14 protein-coding genes are annotated in these 17,081 nt (G+C 61.7%); 2 read left to right on the forward strand and 12 right to left on the reverse strand.

Features of this window, described 5'->3' with window-relative positions:
* Nucleotides 1-34: 34 nt before the first annotated feature.
* Both VME63_RS03770 and VME63_RS03775 read right to left on the reverse strand, forming a co-directional pair.
* Nucleotides 35-484 (reverse strand): pilin, encoded by a 450-nt coding sequence (locus VME63_RS03770; protein WP_325430393.1) that lies wholly within the window; start codon nucleotides 482-484, stop codon nucleotides 35-37.
* Between the two features lie 338 nt (nucleotides 485-822).
* A complete protein-coding gene (locus VME63_RS03775; RefSeq protein WP_325430394.1) occupies nucleotides 823-1,263 on the reverse strand; it encodes a pilin in 441 nt (146 codons plus the stop codon).
* A 152-nt stretch (nucleotides 1,264-1,415) separates the two neighbouring features.
* Between VME63_RS03775 and VME63_RS03780 the strand changes: the two genes are divergently transcribed.
* On the forward strand, nucleotides 1,416-3,548 hold the full coding sequence (locus tag VME63_RS03780; protein WP_325430395.1) for a S9 family peptidase: 2,133 nt from the start codon (nucleotides 1,416-1,418) through the stop codon (nucleotides 3,546-3,548).
* A 128-nt stretch (nucleotides 3,549-3,676) separates the two neighbouring features.
* Here the strand turns inward: VME63_RS03780 and VME63_RS03785 are convergent, their stop codons facing one another.
* From VME63_RS03785 to miaB, 9 genes are all read right to left on the reverse strand, one after another.
* The gene (locus tag VME63_RS03785) at nucleotides 3,677-5,518 is read right to left on the reverse strand and encodes a hypothetical protein (protein ID WP_325430397.1); all 1,842 of its coding nucleotides are present in this window, start codon (nucleotides 5,516-5,518) and stop codon (nucleotides 3,677-3,679) included.
* Nucleotides 5,515-7,320 (reverse strand): hypothetical protein, encoded by a 1,806-nt coding sequence (locus VME63_RS03790; protein WP_325430398.1) that lies wholly within the window; start codon nucleotides 7,318-7,320, stop codon nucleotides 5,515-5,517. The genes VME63_RS03785 and VME63_RS03790 overlap by 4 nt, the downstream gene beginning before the upstream one ends.
* A 169-nt stretch (nucleotides 7,321-7,489) precedes the next feature.
* The gene (gene corA / locus VME63_RS03795; RefSeq protein WP_325430400.1) at nucleotides 7,490-8,509 is read right to left on the reverse strand and encodes a magnesium/cobalt transporter CorA; all 1,020 of its coding nucleotides are present in this window, start codon (nucleotides 8,507-8,509) and stop codon (nucleotides 7,490-7,492) included.
* A gap of 48 nt (nucleotides 8,510-8,557) precedes the next feature.
* Entirely contained in the window at nucleotides 8,558-9,793 is a 1,236-nt protein-coding gene (locus VME63_RS03800; RefSeq protein ID WP_325430402.1) for a DUF4105 domain-containing protein, read from the reverse strand.
* A gap of 190 nt (nucleotides 9,794-9,983) precedes the next feature.
* Nucleotides 9,984-10,823: an HlyC/CorC family transporter gene (locus VME63_RS03805; protein WP_325430404.1), complete on the reverse strand. Its 840-nt coding sequence runs from the start codon at nucleotides 10,821-10,823 to the stop codon at nucleotides 9,984-9,986.
* Between the two features lie 321 nt (nucleotides 10,824-11,144).
* Nucleotides 11,145-11,648: an rRNA maturation RNase YbeY gene (gene ybeY, locus VME63_RS03810; protein WP_325430406.1), complete on the reverse strand. Its 504-nt coding sequence runs from the start codon at nucleotides 11,646-11,648 to the stop codon at nucleotides 11,145-11,147.
* A complete protein-coding gene (locus tag VME63_RS03815; RefSeq protein ID WP_325430408.1) occupies nucleotides 11,635-12,648 on the reverse strand; it encodes a PhoH family protein in 1,014 nt (337 codons plus the stop codon). The genes ybeY and VME63_RS03815 overlap by 14 nt, the downstream gene beginning before the upstream one ends.
* The gene (locus VME63_RS03820; RefSeq protein ID WP_325430410.1) at nucleotides 12,645-13,139 is read right to left on the reverse strand and encodes a GNAT family N-acetyltransferase; all 495 of its coding nucleotides are present in this window, start codon (nucleotides 13,137-13,139) and stop codon (nucleotides 12,645-12,647) included. The genes VME63_RS03815 and VME63_RS03820 overlap by 4 nt, the downstream gene beginning before the upstream one ends.
* Nucleotides 13,136-14,488 carry a tRNA (N6-isopentenyl adenosine(37)-C2)-methylthiotransferase MiaB gene (miaB, locus tag VME63_RS03825; RefSeq protein WP_325430412.1) on the reverse strand — a complete coding sequence of 451 codons (1,353 nt, stop codon included), beginning with the start codon at nucleotides 14,486-14,488 and terminating at the stop codon, nucleotides 13,136-13,138. Before miaB ends, VME63_RS03820 begins: the two co-directional genes overlap by 4 nt.
* 244 nt (nucleotides 14,489-14,732) lie before the next feature.
* Here miaB and VME63_RS03830 point away from each other — a divergent pair, with 244 nt between their 5' ends.
* On the forward strand, nucleotides 14,733-15,773 hold the full coding sequence (locus VME63_RS03830) for a lytic transglycosylase domain-containing protein (protein WP_325430414.1): 1,041 nt from the start codon (nucleotides 14,733-14,735) through the stop codon (nucleotides 15,771-15,773).
* A gap of 15 nt (nucleotides 15,774-15,788) precedes the next feature.
* Here the strand turns inward: VME63_RS03830 and VME63_RS03835 are convergent, their stop codons facing one another.
* Nucleotides 15,789-17,021 (reverse strand): S1C family serine protease, encoded by a 1,233-nt coding sequence (locus tag VME63_RS03835; protein ID WP_325430416.1) that lies wholly within the window; start codon nucleotides 17,019-17,021, stop codon nucleotides 15,789-15,791.
* Nucleotides 17,022-17,081 lie beyond the last annotated feature (60 nt).

Consider the following 17,081-nt stretch of genomic DNA (forward strand, 5'->3'; position numbering starts at 1 on the left):
AGGCGGCCCTTCGACTACCCTAGATGGTGGAATATTAACCGCCGGTACGGCAGCTGGTCGGCAGGTATTTACTGGGAACCGTGGTGGCGGCCACATCACAGGACCATGCAACAGTGCCGCCATTGGTGACCGGCGACAGGGCCAGCACGTCGCCAGAGATCGCGGTATTGACCTGAGCGCCACCGAAAGTCGCTTCGATGATGCCGGCGCTCGTCGGGGTTACACCCGTCACGTACTTGCCCGTGGTGCTGCCAGCGTTAGCGGGTAGGCCGGCGGACGCCGCAGTGCCGGGGAAACGGCCCGTGTTCTGATAGAACTCGGCCAGCGCCGTCTCCTGGGAGCTACCCAGCACCATGCCTTCAGAGACCTGGGCGCGGATCAGATAGTTCTGGTAGGCCGGAATCGCAATAGCAGCGAGAATGGCGATGATCGCGACCACGATCATCAGTTCAATCAGGGTAAAGCCTTTCTGGACGTTCTTCATGATGGTTCCTCTTGGTTAGCTAACCGTAGTGATGCCCCCTGAGCCCCAGTCCCATATCCCCCTAGGTGGGATCGGACCCTCATCCTTAGCCAGGAACGACCAGGAAGCTCGCGGTATCGATGCACCTTGTGTGCCATGTTCGCCCTCGATGCATCGGTTGATGTACCGGGCGATTGCCATTGTGGCTTGGGTCACGCAACCCGACAAGCAACGTACGTCAAGGTTTTGCAAGGAAATCCGGCCAAAGAGACTGGCCCGAATGAGCCTTGGTCAGAAATTGTCACGGGTTGACACTTTTTGTCAGTTTTTATCTGTCTGGTTCAGTTTGTGCGCAAGGTTTAGCGCCTGCAGGTTGACGGCAGGTACACGTTGCTTAGGGTGCTGTTGGTGCAGGTCCAATTGATGGTATTGGCGGATGTGATGGCTGAAAAGACCAATGTCTGATTGTTGATCGCGACATTTGCTTGCGGTCCGTTGAACGTCACGGTGATTTGGCCGGCGGGGGCCAAGGTGAGGCTTGATACATATTTGCCGGCGATGGACGTTGCGGAGGCCAATCCTGCCGAAGCGTTATTCGCAGGAAAACGCCCGGTGTTGGAAAGGAAATCCCACTCGGCTGTTTTAGCGGCGTCGGCGAAGGTGATGCCTTCGGTCACTTGTGCCCGAATGAGGTAATTCTGGTAAGCCGGGATGGCAATGGCGGCGAGGATCGCGATGATTGCCACCACGATCATCAGCTCGATCAAGGTAAAGCCGGCGGAACTGCCCTGGCGTGACATGGTTGGATTCCCCCTGAAGTTAAACTAAAGGCAGGCATGTTCCGTACCAGTTCCCAAAGGCGGGCGTGACACGCTTCACGGTTTGCCGTCAAGCTTGATCCGCCCGGGATACGCTCGTACTGTGACCCTTTGCCAATCGCAAGGGGTCGACCATGAAGCTTCTGATTGCCGCGTTGCTGCTGGCGCTGGCAGTGCCAGCCGCGGCGTCGGATTTGCCAGCCGGCGGCACTCCGATTGAAAGCAGCGAGCCGCATCCCTTCAATGTGCGCGACCTGGTGATGATGGATCGGGTCAGCGACCCGCAGCTGTCGCCCGATGGGCGCTATGCCGCGTTTGGCGTACGCAGCACCGACTATGCCGCCAACAAAGGCATCAACGCGATCGAAGTTCTGGATCTGGCGCATGGCGGCCAGCCGGTAAAGGTGGTGGACAAGGGCGCCTCGTCGCCGCGCTGGTCGTCCGATGGGCATAGCCTTTATTACACGGCGTCCGCTTCGGGCGTCACGCAGCTATGGCGGCTGGATTTTGAGTCGATCAAAGGCGCCCTTAACCTGGCTGCGACAAAGCCCCCCGTGCAGGTAAGTCACGGACCGTTGGATATTGACGACTACAAGCTGTCGCCGGACGGCAAAAGCGTGCTGCTGGCTTATGCCGTGTTTACCGATTGCCGCGGCCTGGCGTGCACCAAGGAGCGCCTCGATGGCCGCGCTGCGAACAAGGCCTCAGGCACGCTGTATGACAAGCTCTTTGTGCGGCATTGGGACACCTGGGCCGATGGCCGCCGCGACCAACTCTACATCGCGCGTTTTGGAGAGGACGGGCAGTTGCCGGAAGAACCAACGCTGCTGTCACGCGGCATCGATGGCGATGTGCCGAGCAAGCCGTTCGGCGACGATAGCGAATGGGCCTTTTCGCCGGATGGCCGGACGGTGTACTTCGGCGTACGCATCGCCGGCAACAGCGAACCATGGTCGACTAACTTCGATGTTTACAAAGTGCCCGCCGACGGTTCCGCGGCACCTACCGACCTCACCGCCGACAACAAGGCGTGGGACGCTTATCCAGTGCCATCTCCGGACGGCAAGACGCTTTACTACCTGGCGATGAAGACCCCGGGCTTCGAGGCTGACCGTTTCGCCATCATGGCGCTTAATCTGGCAACCGGCGTGAGGCGTGAGGTGGATCCTTCCTGGGATCGTTCTCCCGGCAGCATGCAGGTCGGCGCGGATGGAAAGACCTTGTTCGCTACCGCCGACGATGAGGGGCAACATCCTTTGTTTGCCATCGACGTTGTCAGTGGCAAGGTTAAAAAGCTGGTCAGCGAGGGTTCTGTGGAGGGGTATTCCATCGCGGGCAAGCGTATCTTGCTGGCGCGCGACGATCTCAAGCATCCCGCCGATCTTTACACCGCGGATTTGGATGGCAGCGACTTAAAGCAAGTGACGCATTTCAATGCAGCACGCCTGAAGAAGTCCAGGATGGGCGATGTGCAGTTCTTCACCTTCAAGGGTTGGAACAACGAGACGGTGCAGGGTTATGTCGTGAAGCCGGCGGATTACAAATCCGGCCACAAATACCCCGTCGCCTTTATCATCCACGGTGGCCCGCAAGGGGCGATGACCAACGACTGGAGTTACCGCTGGAATCCGCAGACCTACTCGGGACAGGGCTTCGCGGTCGTCACCGTCAACTTCCATGGCTCGACTGGTTATGGGCAGGCCTTCACCGATTCCATTTCAGGAGATTGGGGCGGCAAGCCCCTGCAGGACCTGAAGCTAGGCTGGCAGGCGGCGCTGGATAAATACGCCTTCCTCGATGCGAATCGAGCCTGCGCGCTTGGCGCCAGTTACGGCGGCTACATGACGTATTGGATTGCCGGAGTCTGGAACAAGCCTTGGAAGTGCCTGGTCGATCACGATGGGGTGTTCGATGCACGCATGATGTATTACGCCACCGACGAGTTGTGGTTTGAAGAGCACGAAAATGGCGGCACGCAATACGACGTGCCGGAAAACTACGAGAAATTCAACCCACTGAACCACGTGAAAGATTGGCGTGTGCCGATGCTGGTGATCCACTCGGGCGATGATTATCGTATTCCGATCACCCAGGGACTGGGTGCGTTCACGGCACTGCAGCGGCGGGGCATTCCCAGCCAATTCCTCACCTTCCCCGATGAAAATCATTGGGTGCTCAAGCCGCAGAACAGCGTGCTTTGGCACGACACGGTGAACGCATGGTTGAAGAAGTGGACCGCCGAAGGCGCAAGCCAGGGTACAAAATAGTTAGGCGATGCGCAGAAATTCACCGCACATCCATTTGCACGGAATGGGGCAAGAAAGCGACGCATCATGTGAAGCGAGTATTGCCCCTCATGAGTCCATGACCCAAGTAAGCTTTTGCGGGTGGGGCGCTACTTTGATGATTTTTGCCCAGGCGTCGGTGCCAGCTTGAGGTTCCGCGAAATGGCCTTTTCCAGCGACAGCCTGATGACGTCGCGTTGTTCAGGCGGGGACAGCGCAACGCTCGTGGCGGCGGCTGCGCGGGCCTCTTCCTCCTTGCCCTCAAGCGCAAGGATCATGGTCAGGTACATGGAAGGTTTGGCATCGAACGGCAGCAAGGTCACGGCTTGACGCAAATCGGCCTCGGAATCCGCCAGCCTGCCCTCCATCCCCGACGTCCTGCCGCGCAAGATCAGGTACTGGCCAAACAACTGGGGGTCGGTCCTGAGATTTTTGAAATTTCTTAGCGCATCCAGTGCCGTTTGCGACCGCAATGGCTGGTTTTCTGCCAGGGCAAGCGTGGCTGCGTTGAGCATGCAATTGGTGCAAGGCAGGTGTTCGGCCAGAATCAGGTCGGCCAACCGCTGCGCATGCCGGTAGTCGCGGGCGTAAATATAGGAAGCCAGCAGTTCATCCTTGGCGGTTACCGAATCGGGCGCGGTGGCCAAAGCCCATTGCCAGAGAGAAATATTGTTGGCCCATAACGGAATGATCATCCGTATATCGATGATCGAGACGATAAACCAGAAGCACAAGGCGACGCCGACCAAGGGACGAAGCAGCTTCACCTCGGCTAGCTTTGGCAGCGTGGGCAGACGCACAAGCGGCAGCATGGCGCAGACGACCGCGAGCGAGGTCATGACATAGTGCTCGTGGTAAAGACTGGGCGCGAAGGCCGCTGGAAGTATGCGCAAGACTGGCAACAGCGTTACCGTCATGGCTGTGACGATGCACGCAACCGGTGAGACGCGGCGAATCGCCAGGTAGGTGCTGGATACCACTAGGCCGATCGCCGCCGCATCGATGAGCAGAGACATGGGCGTGACCGCGGTGAATTGCGTGGCGCTGAAATCGTGATTGGGCGCCATGCCGTGCATGGGCACAAGCAACATGCTCCAGTAGTGCAGGTAGGTGAAGCAGGTTTCCTGCAAGGACGAGAACGCCGACGATGTTCCCGCCGATGCGCCATGAATAATTTGCCCCAATCCCCAGCGGCGGAACGCGAGATAGGCGACAACCGCAGCCAATAGCGCCAGGTAGGTTTGCCAGTGCCGCGCAACAAAGGCTTGAAACCGTGCGCTGAACGTATCGCTCGGAGCGCAGGTCTGCCGACCCCATTCAAACACCGCAAGGGTGAGCGGAAACGCGGCGGCGGATTCTTTCGCGCAGGCTGCAAGAAGGAAGCAGGCGGCTACCGCGATGGCGCGCCGGCCGGCGCGCCGAATACATGCGTTGAGCAGCAATCCCAGCAGCATGAACAGTGTGACGACCAGATCGAACTGGCATCCGATCCAGGAAACCGACTCGGCCAGCACCGGATGAAGTCCGTAAAGCGACATGGATCCAGTCAGCCATGCGATTCGAGATCTCATTCCCCGGGTTGCGTTGGAACTGCATAGCCATGCAAGCAATCCCACCAGCGAGGTATTGAGCAGATGCAGTGCGATGGACACCCCATGCATGGGGGCGGGATGACCATTGAACAGGCGCAGCTGCAGTGTGAAGAGCCCCACAACCAGAGGGCGAAAGTAATCTACCCAATAGTTGAAATCCCTGAAAATGAAGTGCTTCCATGCGTCGCCTGCGCGTAGCCACCCCATCTCGACAAAATCCGGAATGTCGGTCCAGACGAATTGCCCGTGGACGGCCGGCCAGTACACCACAGCGGTTACGGCAAGCACGAGGCTCGCAGAGAGACATGGCAGCATGCTACGCATGTTGAGAGTTGAGTGATTCCCGGAGGGTTTGCTCATCGCGCGTCCGTGCCATGGTTTATCGACGAGTGTGACTGGATACCCAGGTTTATCGCCTGATCAAGAGCGTGGCGCGTGGAGTCGCGTTTGTCGGGCGAAAGCAGGGCGATGGCGGCCGCGCCTACCTTGCGTGCTTCGTCTGCTTTGCCCTGCATCGCCAGCGTCGTGGCGAGCGATATTTGCGACTGCGCGTCGGACGGATCTACATGGATCGCACTGCGAAAAATGCTCTCCGCATCGTCCAGATGGCCTTGCAGCAACAGCATCCGTCCCGTAGTGACCAGGTACACGTAAAACATTCGCTTGTCGTTGACCAAGTCCTGGGAGGTTCTGACATCTTCCAGCAGGACCTGCGCGCGCGCGGGATCGTTTTCCGCAAGAGCGAGAATGGCGGCGTTCAACATGCAATTGGCGCAGTGCACATGGTCGGCACGAAGCTGGTTAACGAGCTTGTCGGCGTTGTCATACTCTTTGGCACCGATGTAGGCGCTAAGCAAGTCGTCTTTCGCGTGAACCGAGTTCGGATTGCCGGCGAGTGCCCATTGCCAGAGGCTTACGTCGTTGGACCAGCGTGGCACGATCGCGCGTATATTGATGACCGCGAATATAAACCAAAGTCCTGCGATTACAGCGCCGAGCGAACGGAGGGCCTTCATGTGGCCTGCACCGATCGGTATGGAAATGCGGATAAGCGGGAGCATGGTGCACACGACTGCAAGGGCTGTCATGGCGTAGCGCTCGTGATAGAGGCTGGGGGTAAAGTCGATCGACACGATGCGCAGCACCGGCAGCAGTGCTGCGGTGGCCGCTGCCACGATACAGGCGATGGGAGACGAGCGTTTAAGGGCAAAGTAAAGACTCGCGCCCGCGATGCTCAGGGCCGTTACGTCGGCAAGTAATGACGACGTGGAAGCCAGGTCGAAGCGATGAGTTTCGAACTCATGGAGAGGGTTCAACCCACTCATAGGCCAGAACAGCATCTTCCAGTATTGAAGGTAGATGAAACAGGTTTCCTGCAATCGCGCAAGTGCGGACGTATAGCCGGCGGTTGGGTGGACAATCTGGCCGAGCGCCCAGTGGCGGAAAGCGAGGTAGGCGATGCCAGCCAAGAATATGGCGGCGTACGTCAATCCATTTCGCTTTATAAGGGCAACCAGGGCTGAGCGCCATGCACCCTCGCGTGCTCTGGGGGTGATTGCCCAATCGAAAACCGCCAGTATCAGTGGAAAAGCCGCCGCTGATTCCTTGGAGCATGCTGCCAGGAAGAAAAACAACGCAATAGTTGTTGCTCGGATGAGGGTATTTTGGATACGCGTGTTCGCGAGCAGCCCAAGCAGCATGAACATGGTTGCGACCAAGTCGAACTGGCAGCCTATCCATGTCACAGCTTCCGCCAGCACCGGATGGAGGCCGTAAATAGCCATCGACAGACCCGCTAGCCAATTATTCTTTTCCGTATCGCCCGGCGCCATTGCGCTGACGCGCCACGACACCAAGCCGACCAGCAGCGTGTTTATCAGATGCAGTACGAGAGAGACCGCATGCATAGGGCCGGGCGCGCTGCCGAAAAAGCGAATCTGCAACGTGAATAGTGCGACGACCAACGGCCTGAAGTAATTTTTCCAGTCGTTGAAGTCCTTGAAGATGTAGTGCTTCCATTCGTCGCCATGACTCAGCCAGTCCTTCTGGACGAAATCGAGCACATCGTCCCATACGAACTGAGCATGAAGAACAGGCCAATAGACCAGGGCAGTCGCAATGATCACAATGCCTGCAACGGCGCAAGCGAATCTATTGCCCATGGTCGTCCCCCGTGCTTGTGCGCAAGAGTGCATCCTCGCACAAATGGGTGCCTGATGGTCGGCTCAGCCCGGCAGCACCTTGGAATCTGTGACTCTGAGCCGCGATGTCGTTAAGGATGATGCCCGGCGACGTCCGCGGACTTTGCATACAGCTTGTTCCAGCTATGCGTCAAAGCCACTTTGACCGCTTGAGCACGGCATAAATGGTGCCTACCAGGCACACGACCACGCCGATGATGATCGGATACGCCCAGGGTTGCGCAAGCTCGGGCATGTGCGTGAAGTTCATGCCGTACCAGCTGGTGATCAATGTGGGTGCTGCCAGCATCGCGGCCCAGCCGGCGAGTTTTTTCATCACTTCGTTTTGTCCGAACGTCACCAGCGACAGGTTGACGTTGATCGCTGCTGCTAGCATTTCGCGCATGGCGCCGATGGATTCGTTGACGCGGAAGACGTGGTCGTAGACGTCACGGAAATACGCGCGCAGTTCCTTGGGCACGAAGTCCGGATGCAGGCGCGCGAGCTGGTTGATGACATCCTGCATGGGGGCCACGGCAAGGCGCAGTGTCATCAGGTCGCGCTGCATGTCGTAGAGGCGCCGTACGGTATCGCGCTTGAACGTGTCGGAGAAGATATCCTGCTCCAGTTCCTGCAGCTCCTGACGGAAGTCGCGCACGATCGGCATCAGGTTGTCGACGATGAAGTCGAGTACGCCATACAGGCCATAAGCGGGGCCTTGCGCCAGCAGTTCCGGCGACATTTCGCAGGTGCGCCGCGCCTTGGCGTAAGACAGGGATGCGCCATGGCGCACGGTGATCAGGTAGCGCTTGCCCAGGAAGATGTGCGTTTCGCCGAAGGCAATGTGGCCGCCTTCCAGTTGCGCGGTCTGCACGACGATGAAAAGCGAGTCGCCGTAGGTTTCCACTTTGGTGCGCTGGTGCGCATGCTGCGCATCCTCCACGGCAAGATCGTGCAGGCAGAATTCTTCCTGGAGCTTGGCCAGCAGTGGTTCGTCGGGTTCGTGCAGGCCTACCCAGACGAACGTGTCGGGTTGTTCCAGTACGTTGCTGATCTGGGCCAGGCCGATGTCGTCCAGCCGCGTGCCATCATTCCGATAAGCCACGCAGTTGACGACCATAGGACTGTCGATGGTGCGATCGTGTGGCGGCGAACTGTCGGTCTTGTCCATGCGCAATAATGATGTTGAACTTTGATGGTGGGGACGATCTTGCGGCGGTCAGTCCGCGCTTGCGCGCCCTTGCGCAGGCTCGTGCTGCCGCAGTGTCCATGCAAGGGCCAGCCAGCATGGCAGGGCAAATAATATCCACGGCTGGTTCTGCTGGACCACGCCGGGCAGCAGGTGCAGCAGCAGGGCGATCAGCAATGCCGCGAGCTGCAACATCAAGGCGGTATCGGCTAGTCGCGATGGGCGCAGGTGACGCCGCGACCGCCATAGAGTGCGTATGAGCACGAAAGCCAATGGATTGAAGAGCAGCAGATTGGCGTTTGCCCAGGCGGAATGGTGTTCGGTCAGCGTCCACAGGGCGAGCATCAGTAAGCCGCAAACCCCCGCTAACACCAGGAAGATGGTGCCAAGCAGCGCATACGCGATACGTGCCTTGTGCCAGGCAAGTACCAGGATGGCGGCGAGCGCAAGGCCGGCGATGCCAAGCGGCGCGCGCAAATCGGGTGCTGTCGCGGGCGGCACATCCAGGCGGTTGGGTGACAGCAGGTCTTCGCTTTGCACGAAAGGCATCGCGCCGCCATGGTCATTGGGCACGCTGATGTTGCGAATGTTTTCCTGCAGTTCTTCCGGCAGGAAGCTTTCTTGCCAGGCGTTGAGCGGATGATCGGCGTATGGCCCCAGGCCAAGGTCCAGGATCAGCATCAGCCACGGTTGCGCGCTCATCAGGCGCACGGTCTGTTGGCGGTAGGTCATGCCGCCGGGCATCGTGGTGAGGTGTGCCTTGATGGCGCCGCCAAGCGCACGGTCCAGCGCGTCGCGTACGCGGGTGGTGCAGTTGTCGATGTAATAGTCGTAGTTGTAGCCGACGTTTTCCGGGCGCAGGTTCCAGAACAGGAAGTCGCGCAGTGCGGCGGCTTGTTGCGGCGTAAGTGCAAGGCGCTGGCGCGTTACGGAGCGGCCGGCCTGTACGTAGTAGTTTTCTTCGTCGGTGGTCGGTTCGGCGTCCATCAGGTAGTGCATGCGGCCGCGCGCGAAGTTGAGAAAGAAGTTCTTCTCGTCGAAGTTGAACATGCCGTAGTTGAAGTCAACTTCTTCGCCGCTGACGGTGTCGCGCAGTTCGATCGCGTCGTGGCCGAAGCGTTCCCAGTAGATGTCGCCGGGGCCGTAGGTGATCAGCGACACCTCCAGGTTCTGGCCGGCGGTATCGGCGACGTCGGCGCGAGCCGGCGACAGGGCACAGCCCAGGAGTAGCAGGGCGATGAGGGCGAGGCGGCCGGCCAGGGTCATTGGAATAAACGGTAGCGAGGGACGCGTTAGGGTAGCCGATGTGCGTGGCTGCGATGGCGGGGCCTGGGCACCTTCTGCCCAACTTGCGTATCGACGTGGTTTACGCCTCGCCCGGGCCCTTTGCCCGCCACGCAACGCCTAGCCATTGCTGCGCTTTTCCCGCGTGCCACGATGGGGGATGAGAAAAGCGTCAGTGGCGCACCACGCGGAACTCTTGCACGCGGCGGTCGTCGGCTTGGGTGACATGGAAGGTGAAGCCGCCGATGGCGATCTCCTCGCCCACCTCAGGCAGATGCCCGAACTCGGAGGTGGCCATGCCGCCGATGGTGTCAAATTCCTCGTCGGAGAAGGCCGCGCCCATTTCCTCGTTGAAATCGGCGATCGGGGTGAGCGCGTTGACGATCCACTCGCCATCGGCCTGCGATTGCATCAGGTCGGGCGCTTCCTCGTCGTCGTGCTCGTCATCGATTTCGCCGACGATTTCTTCCAGCACGTCCTCGATGGTGATCAGGCCGGCGACGCCGCCGTATTCGTCCACCACCAGTGCCATGTGGTTGCGGCTGCGGCGAAATTCCGCCAGCAGCACGTTCAGGCGCATCGATTCGGGAATCAATACCGCTGGGCGCAGCATCGAGCGGATGTCGAAATCCGAGCCGTTGGCGAAGTATTTGAGCAGGTCTTTCGCCAGCAGGATGCCCAGGATCTCGTCCTTGTCCTCGCCGTGTACGGGAAAGCGCGAATGCCCCGACTCGACCACCTGGGCAAGGATGTCGTTGAGCGGCGCATCGACGTCGATCATCACGATCTGCACGCGCGGCACCATCACGTCGTCGACATTGAGTTCGGTCACTCGCAGCGCGCCTTCCAACATGGGAAGGGTGTCGGCGCTGAGCAGGCCATTGGCCTGGGCGGTGCGCAACTCGTCGATCAGTTCTTCGCGGTTGCGGGGTTCGCCGGAAAACAGATGGCCCAGTCGATCCCACCATTTTCGGTGGACCGGGCCGCTGGTACTGCCAGGGTCCTCGTTCATTACTCTTGTAGATTCTGCCCGGAGCCGGGCGGAAGGATGAGTCTAGCGGAAAAACTATGACGATTCAGAACAAGGGCTTGGCGGGGGTGGCGGGACACCGCCAACCGCGCCCGGTAGGGCTGTCCGCCTCGATCAGGAGATGCCACGGGCCGGCGCGGGTTGGATGCCATGGCCGCCCTGGGTGGTAGGGGCGCCGACGCCCGGTTCCAGCCCGCTGGCGGAGCCTCCCAAGAGGGCCGCCTGTGCCAGTCGCCGGGCGCCGGTAGAGCGAATGCAGGGGCTCTCAGCAGTGCCGTAATTGCCCGCCCCCGCTCACGAATGTCATGGCGCCTGGACGTCGCGTTCGATCGCGTAGGGATCGGCCATGCCGAGCCCGGCGAGGATGCGCGTCTCCAACGCTTCCATCGCCTGGGCTTGGGTGTCGTCAAGGTGATCGTAGCCGAGCAGGTGCAGGACTCCATGCACGGTCATGTGTGCCCAATGATCCTTGGCGAGCTTGCCCTGTTCTTTGGATTCCCGTGCCACCACCGACGCGCAGATCACCAGGTCGCCGATCAGCGGCAGCTTCACGCCGGGCGGCAGTTCCACCGGAAACGACAGTACGTTGGTCGCATAGTCCTTGCCGCGATAGTCGCGATTGAGCTTGCGGCCTTCCCTTGTGCCGACGATGCGGATGGAAAGTTCCGCCGCCCTGCGGCGCCTGGCGCCGCGCATGGCAGCCTCCACCCAGCGCTGGAAGCTGCGCGCGGACGGAAGGCCCGTACGTGCGAGGCCGTAATTGACGTGGACGATGTGCGCGCCTGGCGCGGGCTTACCTTCCGCCATTGCCTTGCTTTCCCGCCGCTTGCTCGCCATGGTCGGACTCCTCGAAGGCTTCATAAGCACGCACGATCTTGGCGACCAGCGGATGTCTCACCACGTCGCGCGAGGTAAAGAAAGTGAAGCTGATGCCGTCCACGCCGCGCAATACTTCCACCGCATGGCGCAGGCCCGAGCGCACGTGGCGGGGCAGGTCGATCTGGCTGACGTCGCCGGTGATCACCGCCACCGAGCCGAAGCCGATGCGGGTAAGGAACATTTTCATCTGTTCGACGGTGGTGTTCTGCGCTTCGTCGAGGATCACGTAGGAGTCGTTGAGCGTGCGGCCGCGCATATACGCCAGCGGTGCGATCTCGATCACGTTCCGCTCGATCAGCTTGGCGACTTTTTCGAAGCCGAGCATTTCATACAGCGCGTCGTAAAGCGGTCGCAGGTACGGATCGACTTTCTGCGACAGGTCGCCGGGCAGAAAGCCGAGTTTCTCGCCGGCCTCGACCGCAGGGCGCACCAGCAGCAGGCGTTGCACGCGGTTGGCTTCCAGTGCCTCCACCGCGCTGGCTACGGCGAGATAGGTTTTGCCCGTGCCGGCCGGACCGACCCCGAAATTAATGTCATGCGTGGTGATGGCGTGCAGATAGCGCGCCTGGTTCGGCCCGCGGCCCTTGATCACGCCGCGCTTGACCTTGATCGTGACTTCCTGCGCGCTTTGGGCGGCATCGTCGGTGATCGCATCGATGCCCGATTCGGCCAGGTGCAGGTTGATCTTCGCGCCGGTCAGCGATTCGTTTTCGGTGGCGGCGTACAGCGCCCTGAGCACCTTCTCGCCCGCGCGGGTGGCGCCTTCTTCGCCGATCACCTGGAACAGGTTGCCGCGATGGTCGATCTCCACGCCCAGGCGCAATTCGACCTGGCGCAGGTGTTCGTCGAACGGGCCGCACAGGTTGGCGAGCCGGGCGTTGTCTTCCGGATCGAGAGCGAAATCGCGTTGATTCAAGCCGTTGGTCATAAGCTTCGGTGCATCACGTGGATATCGGTCGGGCCGTGGATGGCGTGGCGAAATGCGCCCGGCACGGTGCCGACGATGGTGAAGCCGTGGCGCTCCCACAGGCGCACCGCGGCGGTGTTGGTCGATACGACAAAGTTGAACTGCATGGCGGTAAAGCCGGCCTTGCGCGCTTGTTCCAACGAGTGCTCGCACATCCTGCCGGCAATGCCCTGGCCGCGTGCCGCGGGCGACACCATGTAGCCGGCATTGGCGACATGATCGCCCAAGCCCGGTTGATTGGGTTTGAGCATGTAACACCCGAGCACCTCGCCATCGCGTTCGGCGATGAAGCAGCGGGCGGGTGGGGCGGTCCACCACTCGCGCGCCTGTTCGATGCTTAGGTCCGGCGGATAGCTATACGTATCGCCAGCGGCGATCACCGCGCTGAACACCGGCCAGGCCCGCGCGAACTCGCCCGCGCCGATTTCACGCAGGATCAGTTCGCACGTCACGAAGCCAGGGCGACGCTGTCGTGAAGGGCGTGGACGCGGCCACGCAGCGAGTTGCTCATCGCCTCGGTGATCAGCACGTCCACGAATTGGCCGATCAGGCGCGCGGAGCCGGGGAAGTTGACGTAGCGCATGTTCTCGGTGCGGCCGGTAAGCTCGTTCGCGTTTTTCTTGCTGGGCTTTTCCACCAGCACGCGCTGCACCGTGCCGACCATGGCCTCGTTGATCTGCCTGGCATTGGCGTTGAGCACCGCCTGCAAGCGCGCCAGGCGCTCGTGCTTGGCCGCCGCCGGGGTGTCATCGGCGAGGTTGGCCGCGGGCGTGCCGGGGCGCGAGGAGAAGATGAAGGAGAAGCTTTGATCGAAGCCGACGTCGTCGATCAGCTTCATGGTCTTGGCGAAATCCTCGTCCGTTTCGCCGGGAAAGCCGACGATGAAATCGGACGAGATGCAGATGTCCGGGCGCACCGCGCGCAGCTTGCGGATCTTCTGCTTGAATTCCAGCGCCGTATAGCCGCGCTTCATCGCGGCCAGGATGCGATCGGAGCCCGCCTGCACCGGCAGGTGCAGGAAGTTGGCGAGCTTGGGCACGTTGGCATACGCCTCGATCAGCGAGTCGGAGAACTCCAGCGGATGGGAGGTCGTGAAGCGGATGCGGCCGATGCCTTCGAGCTGCGCAATGGCATGGATCAGCACGGCCAGGTCCGCGGTGCCGCCATCGTGCGTGGGGCCGCGGTAGGCGTTGACGTTCTGGCCGAGCAGGATCACTTCGCGCACGCCCTGGTCGGCCAGCTGCGCCACTTCCACGATCACGTCGTCGAACGGACGGCTGATCTCTTCGCCGCGGGTGTAGGGCACCACGCAGTAGGAGCAGTACTTGGAGCAGCCTTCCATGATGGAGACGAAGGCGGTGGGGCCTTCGGCGCGCGGTTCGGGCAGGCGGTCGAATTTCTCGATCTCCGGGAAACTGATGTCCACCTGCGGCTTGCCGGTGGCGCGCTTGGCTTCGATCAGCTCGGGCAGGCGGTGCAGGGTCTGCGGGCCGAACACCAGGTCCACGAACGGGGCGCGCTTGATGATCGCCTCGCCCTCCTGCGAGGCCACGCAGCCGCCCACGCCGATCAGCACCGGCTTGCCGCCCTGCTTGTATTCCTTCCAGCGACCGAGCTGGCTGAAGACCTTTTCCTGTGCCTTCTCGCGGATGGAGCAGGTATTGACCAGGATCACGTCCGCTTCGGACTCGTCCTGGGTCAGCTCCAGGCCGTGCGACGCCTTCAGCACGTCGGCCATTTTGGCCGAGTCGTACTCGTTCATCTGGCAGCCGTGGGTCTTGATGAAAAGCTTGCCGCTCATGGCGTTGGGTACCGTGGATGCGAAGGGCGCGGGCACAGGGTGCGCCGAACAGCGCAGTTTACTAGCCCCACCGGCTGCCCGCCACTGACGCGGCCCTGCCGGATCAACCACTTGCGGATATGTCCTGCTGCACGAAATCGGTAATCCGGGCTTGGCGCGGACTCGGCATGGGGGCACACTGCCGCCCATGCCCATCGCCGTACGCCAAAGGGGAGGCGCCGGCCCCCAGGCAGCCAGCCTCCCCGTGTTTCTCGCGACCTTCCTGCAGGTCATGCTGGTGGGCGGTGTCCTGTTGGCGGCGGCGATGTGGGCGAGGCCGGCACAGGCGGCCTCGCTCTACCGCTGCGCCGGGTCCCAAGGCGAAACGGTGTTCACCAGCACGGCGGCCGGCTACAAGGATTGCAAGCAGGTAGCTACCTTTGCCAACGCGCCGACGCATGCCGGGGCCAGGCGCGAGGTGCCCAGGGCGACGTCGCTGGCCTGGGTGACCGGCTGGGCCCAGACCACCGCGCAGCCCATCGCGCCGATCGTGGTGTCGTTGGACAAGGTGCAGGGTGCGGTCGACACCACCGCGCGCGCGCTGGCGGTCAAACCGGTGCCCGCGGGCAAGCCGGGCCAGTGGACCTATAGCGAATCGCGCGACGCCATGCCCTCGGCGCTGGCCGGTCCCGACGCGCCGGATTCGCCGGACAATCGCGTCCTGCGCGGTGCGGTCTATCGCGTGGTGCACAAGGACGGCAGCGTCGAATACACCAATATCCCGCCAGGCGGTGCGCAGGCGCGCAACGTCACGCGGCTTTTCAGCTACATCGCCACCTGCATGGCGTGCGACCTGCACTCCCCGATCCATTGGGGCACGGTGCGCCTGGACCTGACCGACTATGCGCAGGTCATCCACGCCGCGAGCCTGGAGTCGGGCGTGGACGAGGCGCTGATCCGCGCCATCATCCATGCCGAGAGCGCATTCAATCCGCGCGCGATGTCGCTCAAGGGCGCACAGGGCCTGATGCAGCTGATGCCGGGCACCGCCGGTGACATGGGCGTGCTCGATGCCTTCGATCCGGCGCAGAATATCCGTGGCGGCGCGCGCTATCTGAGCTTGTTGATGAAAAACTTCAACGGCGACGTGCGGCTTGTTGCCGCAGCGTATAACGCCGGTCCCGCCGCCGTGCAGCACTACAACGGCGTGCCGCCGTATGCCGAAACGCAGGTGTACGTGCAACGCGTGGGCGAACTGCTGCAGCGCTACAACAAAGCGTTGCACCCGCCGCTGGCCAGTCTTTGACGTGCCCAGGCGAGCTCAGCCGCCGCTCTGATCGATGCCGCCGCCCGCAGCGGAGGCCGCCGTCGGCAGCTTCGGTGGACGCTGGATCACCGTCAGCATCAAATGGAATGGCACGCCGTTGCGCAGGCCGGAAAGTTCGACGTGGCTGCCTGGCTTGAGTTCGGCTTCGCGCCGGCTGAGATCGGCCGGGTCGCGGATGTCGTCATCGCCCAGGCGCAGCAGGATGTCATGCGGCTGGATGCCCGCCATCGCGGCCGGACCGCCGGCCACCACGTCGGTGACCTGCGCGCCGCGCGCGGCGGCGGGCAGGCCGCTGTTGGCCGCCACCGGGACGAAGCCGTAGTCGGCGCCCAGCCAGCCTCGGACCACATGGCCGGTTGCGATTAATTGTCGCAGGACGTTGGTTGCCGTATCGACCGGAATGGCGAATCCGATACCTTCGGCGTTGGCGGCTTTGCCGATCAGCAGGGTGTTGATGCCGACGAGATCACCGTTGCTGTTGACGAGGGCGCCACCGGAATTGCCGAGGTTGATCGCGGCATCGGTCTGGATGAAATCCTCGGGGCTGCTGTTGCTGAGCTGTCGTCCGATGGCGCTGATGATGCCCATGGTGACCGTCTGGTTGAGGCCAAGCGGGTTGCCGATCGCCAGCACCACGTCGCCCACGCGGTTTTTCTTCGGGTCGGCCATGTGGATCACCGGCAGGTTGCCGGCTTCGATTTTCAGTACCGCAAGATCGGTTTCTTCGTCGGCACCGACCAGCCTGGCCTGGGCCACGCGACCGTCGTAGAGCAACACCTGGATATCATCGGCATTGGCGATCACGTGATTATTGGTCAGTACATAACCTTCCGCGCTGACGATCACGCCCGAGCCCAGGCTCTGTTCGCGACGCGTCACCGGCGGTCCGGCAACGGTGCCGCCGAACAGCTGCTGCATCAGCGGGTCGGTGAACATGCGCACGGCCTGCTCGGTGACCACTTTGTTTGCGTAGATATTGACCACCGACGGTGCTGCCCTGGCGACGGCGTCGGCGTAGGAAAAAGGCGCGCTGGCGGTCGGCGACGCAGGTTGCGTGAGAGCGGGCAAGGCGGCGGTGCTGGTTTGGGTGGCGGCGTGCTGCAGCCCCAAACGCGTGCGCAGCTGGTCGCCGACCCTGGGCCACAGCAGGCTGATCACGAACGCAAGGGCCAACCCAAGCACCACGAATCGGGCAATAAAGGCGACGATGCCGGCGGCATGCTTCATGTCGTAATGCGATCCGTGGAGCCAGTCGAGGAGTGTGGCGGGGCGACGTGACCGCCCGTG

Source organism: Dyella sp. (assembly GCF_035503745.1).
In the GTDB taxonomy this organism is placed as follows: domain Bacteria; phylum Pseudomonadota; class Gammaproteobacteria; order Xanthomonadales; family Rhodanobacteraceae; genus Dyella_B.

Bases quoted from the DNA above. Each gene is read 5' to 3' on its own strand.
- VME63_RS03770 (WP_325430393.1), bottom strand. From the start codon at position 484: ATGAAGAACGTCCAGAAAGGCTTTACCCTGATTGAACTGATGATCGTG.
- VME63_RS03815 (WP_325430408.1), bottom strand. From the start codon at position 12,648: ATGACCAACGGCTTGAATCAACGCGATTTCGCTCTCGATCCGGAAGAC.
- corA (WP_325430400.1), bottom strand. From the start codon at position 8,509: ATGGACAAGACCGACAGTTCGCCGCCACACGATCGCACCATCGACAGT.
- VME63_RS03835 (WP_325430416.1), bottom strand. From the start codon at position 17,021: ATGAAGCATGCCGCCGGCATCGTCGCCTTTATTGCCCGATTCGTGGTG.
- VME63_RS03780 (WP_325430395.1), top strand. From the start codon at position 1,416: ATGAAGCTTCTGATTGCCGCGTTGCTGCTGGCGCTGGCAGTGCCAGCC.
- VME63_RS03805 (WP_325430404.1), bottom strand. From the start codon at position 10,823: ATGAACGAGGACCCTGGCAGTACCAGCGGCCCGGTCCACCGAAAATGG.
- ybeY (WP_325430406.1), bottom strand. From the start codon at position 11,648: ATGGCGGAAGGTAAGCCCGCGCCAGGCGCGCACATCGTCCACGTCAAT.
- VME63_RS03800 (WP_325430402.1), bottom strand. From the start codon at position 9,793: ATGACCCTGGCCGGCCGCCTCGCCCTCATCGCCCTGCTACTCCTGGGC.
- VME63_RS03785 (WP_325430397.1), bottom strand. From the start codon at position 5,518: ATGAGCAAACCCTCCGGGAATCACTCAACTCTCAACATGCGTAGCATG.
- VME63_RS03790 (WP_325430398.1), bottom strand. From the start codon at position 7,320: ATGGGCAATAGATTCGCTTGCGCCGTTGCAGGCATTGTGATCATTGCG.
- miaB (WP_325430412.1), bottom strand. From the start codon at position 14,488: ATGAGCGGCAAGCTTTTCATCAAGACCCACGGCTGCCAGATGAACGAG.
- VME63_RS03775 (WP_325430394.1), bottom strand. From the start codon at position 1,263: ATGTCACGCCAGGGCAGTTCCGCCGGCTTTACCTTGATCGAGCTGATG.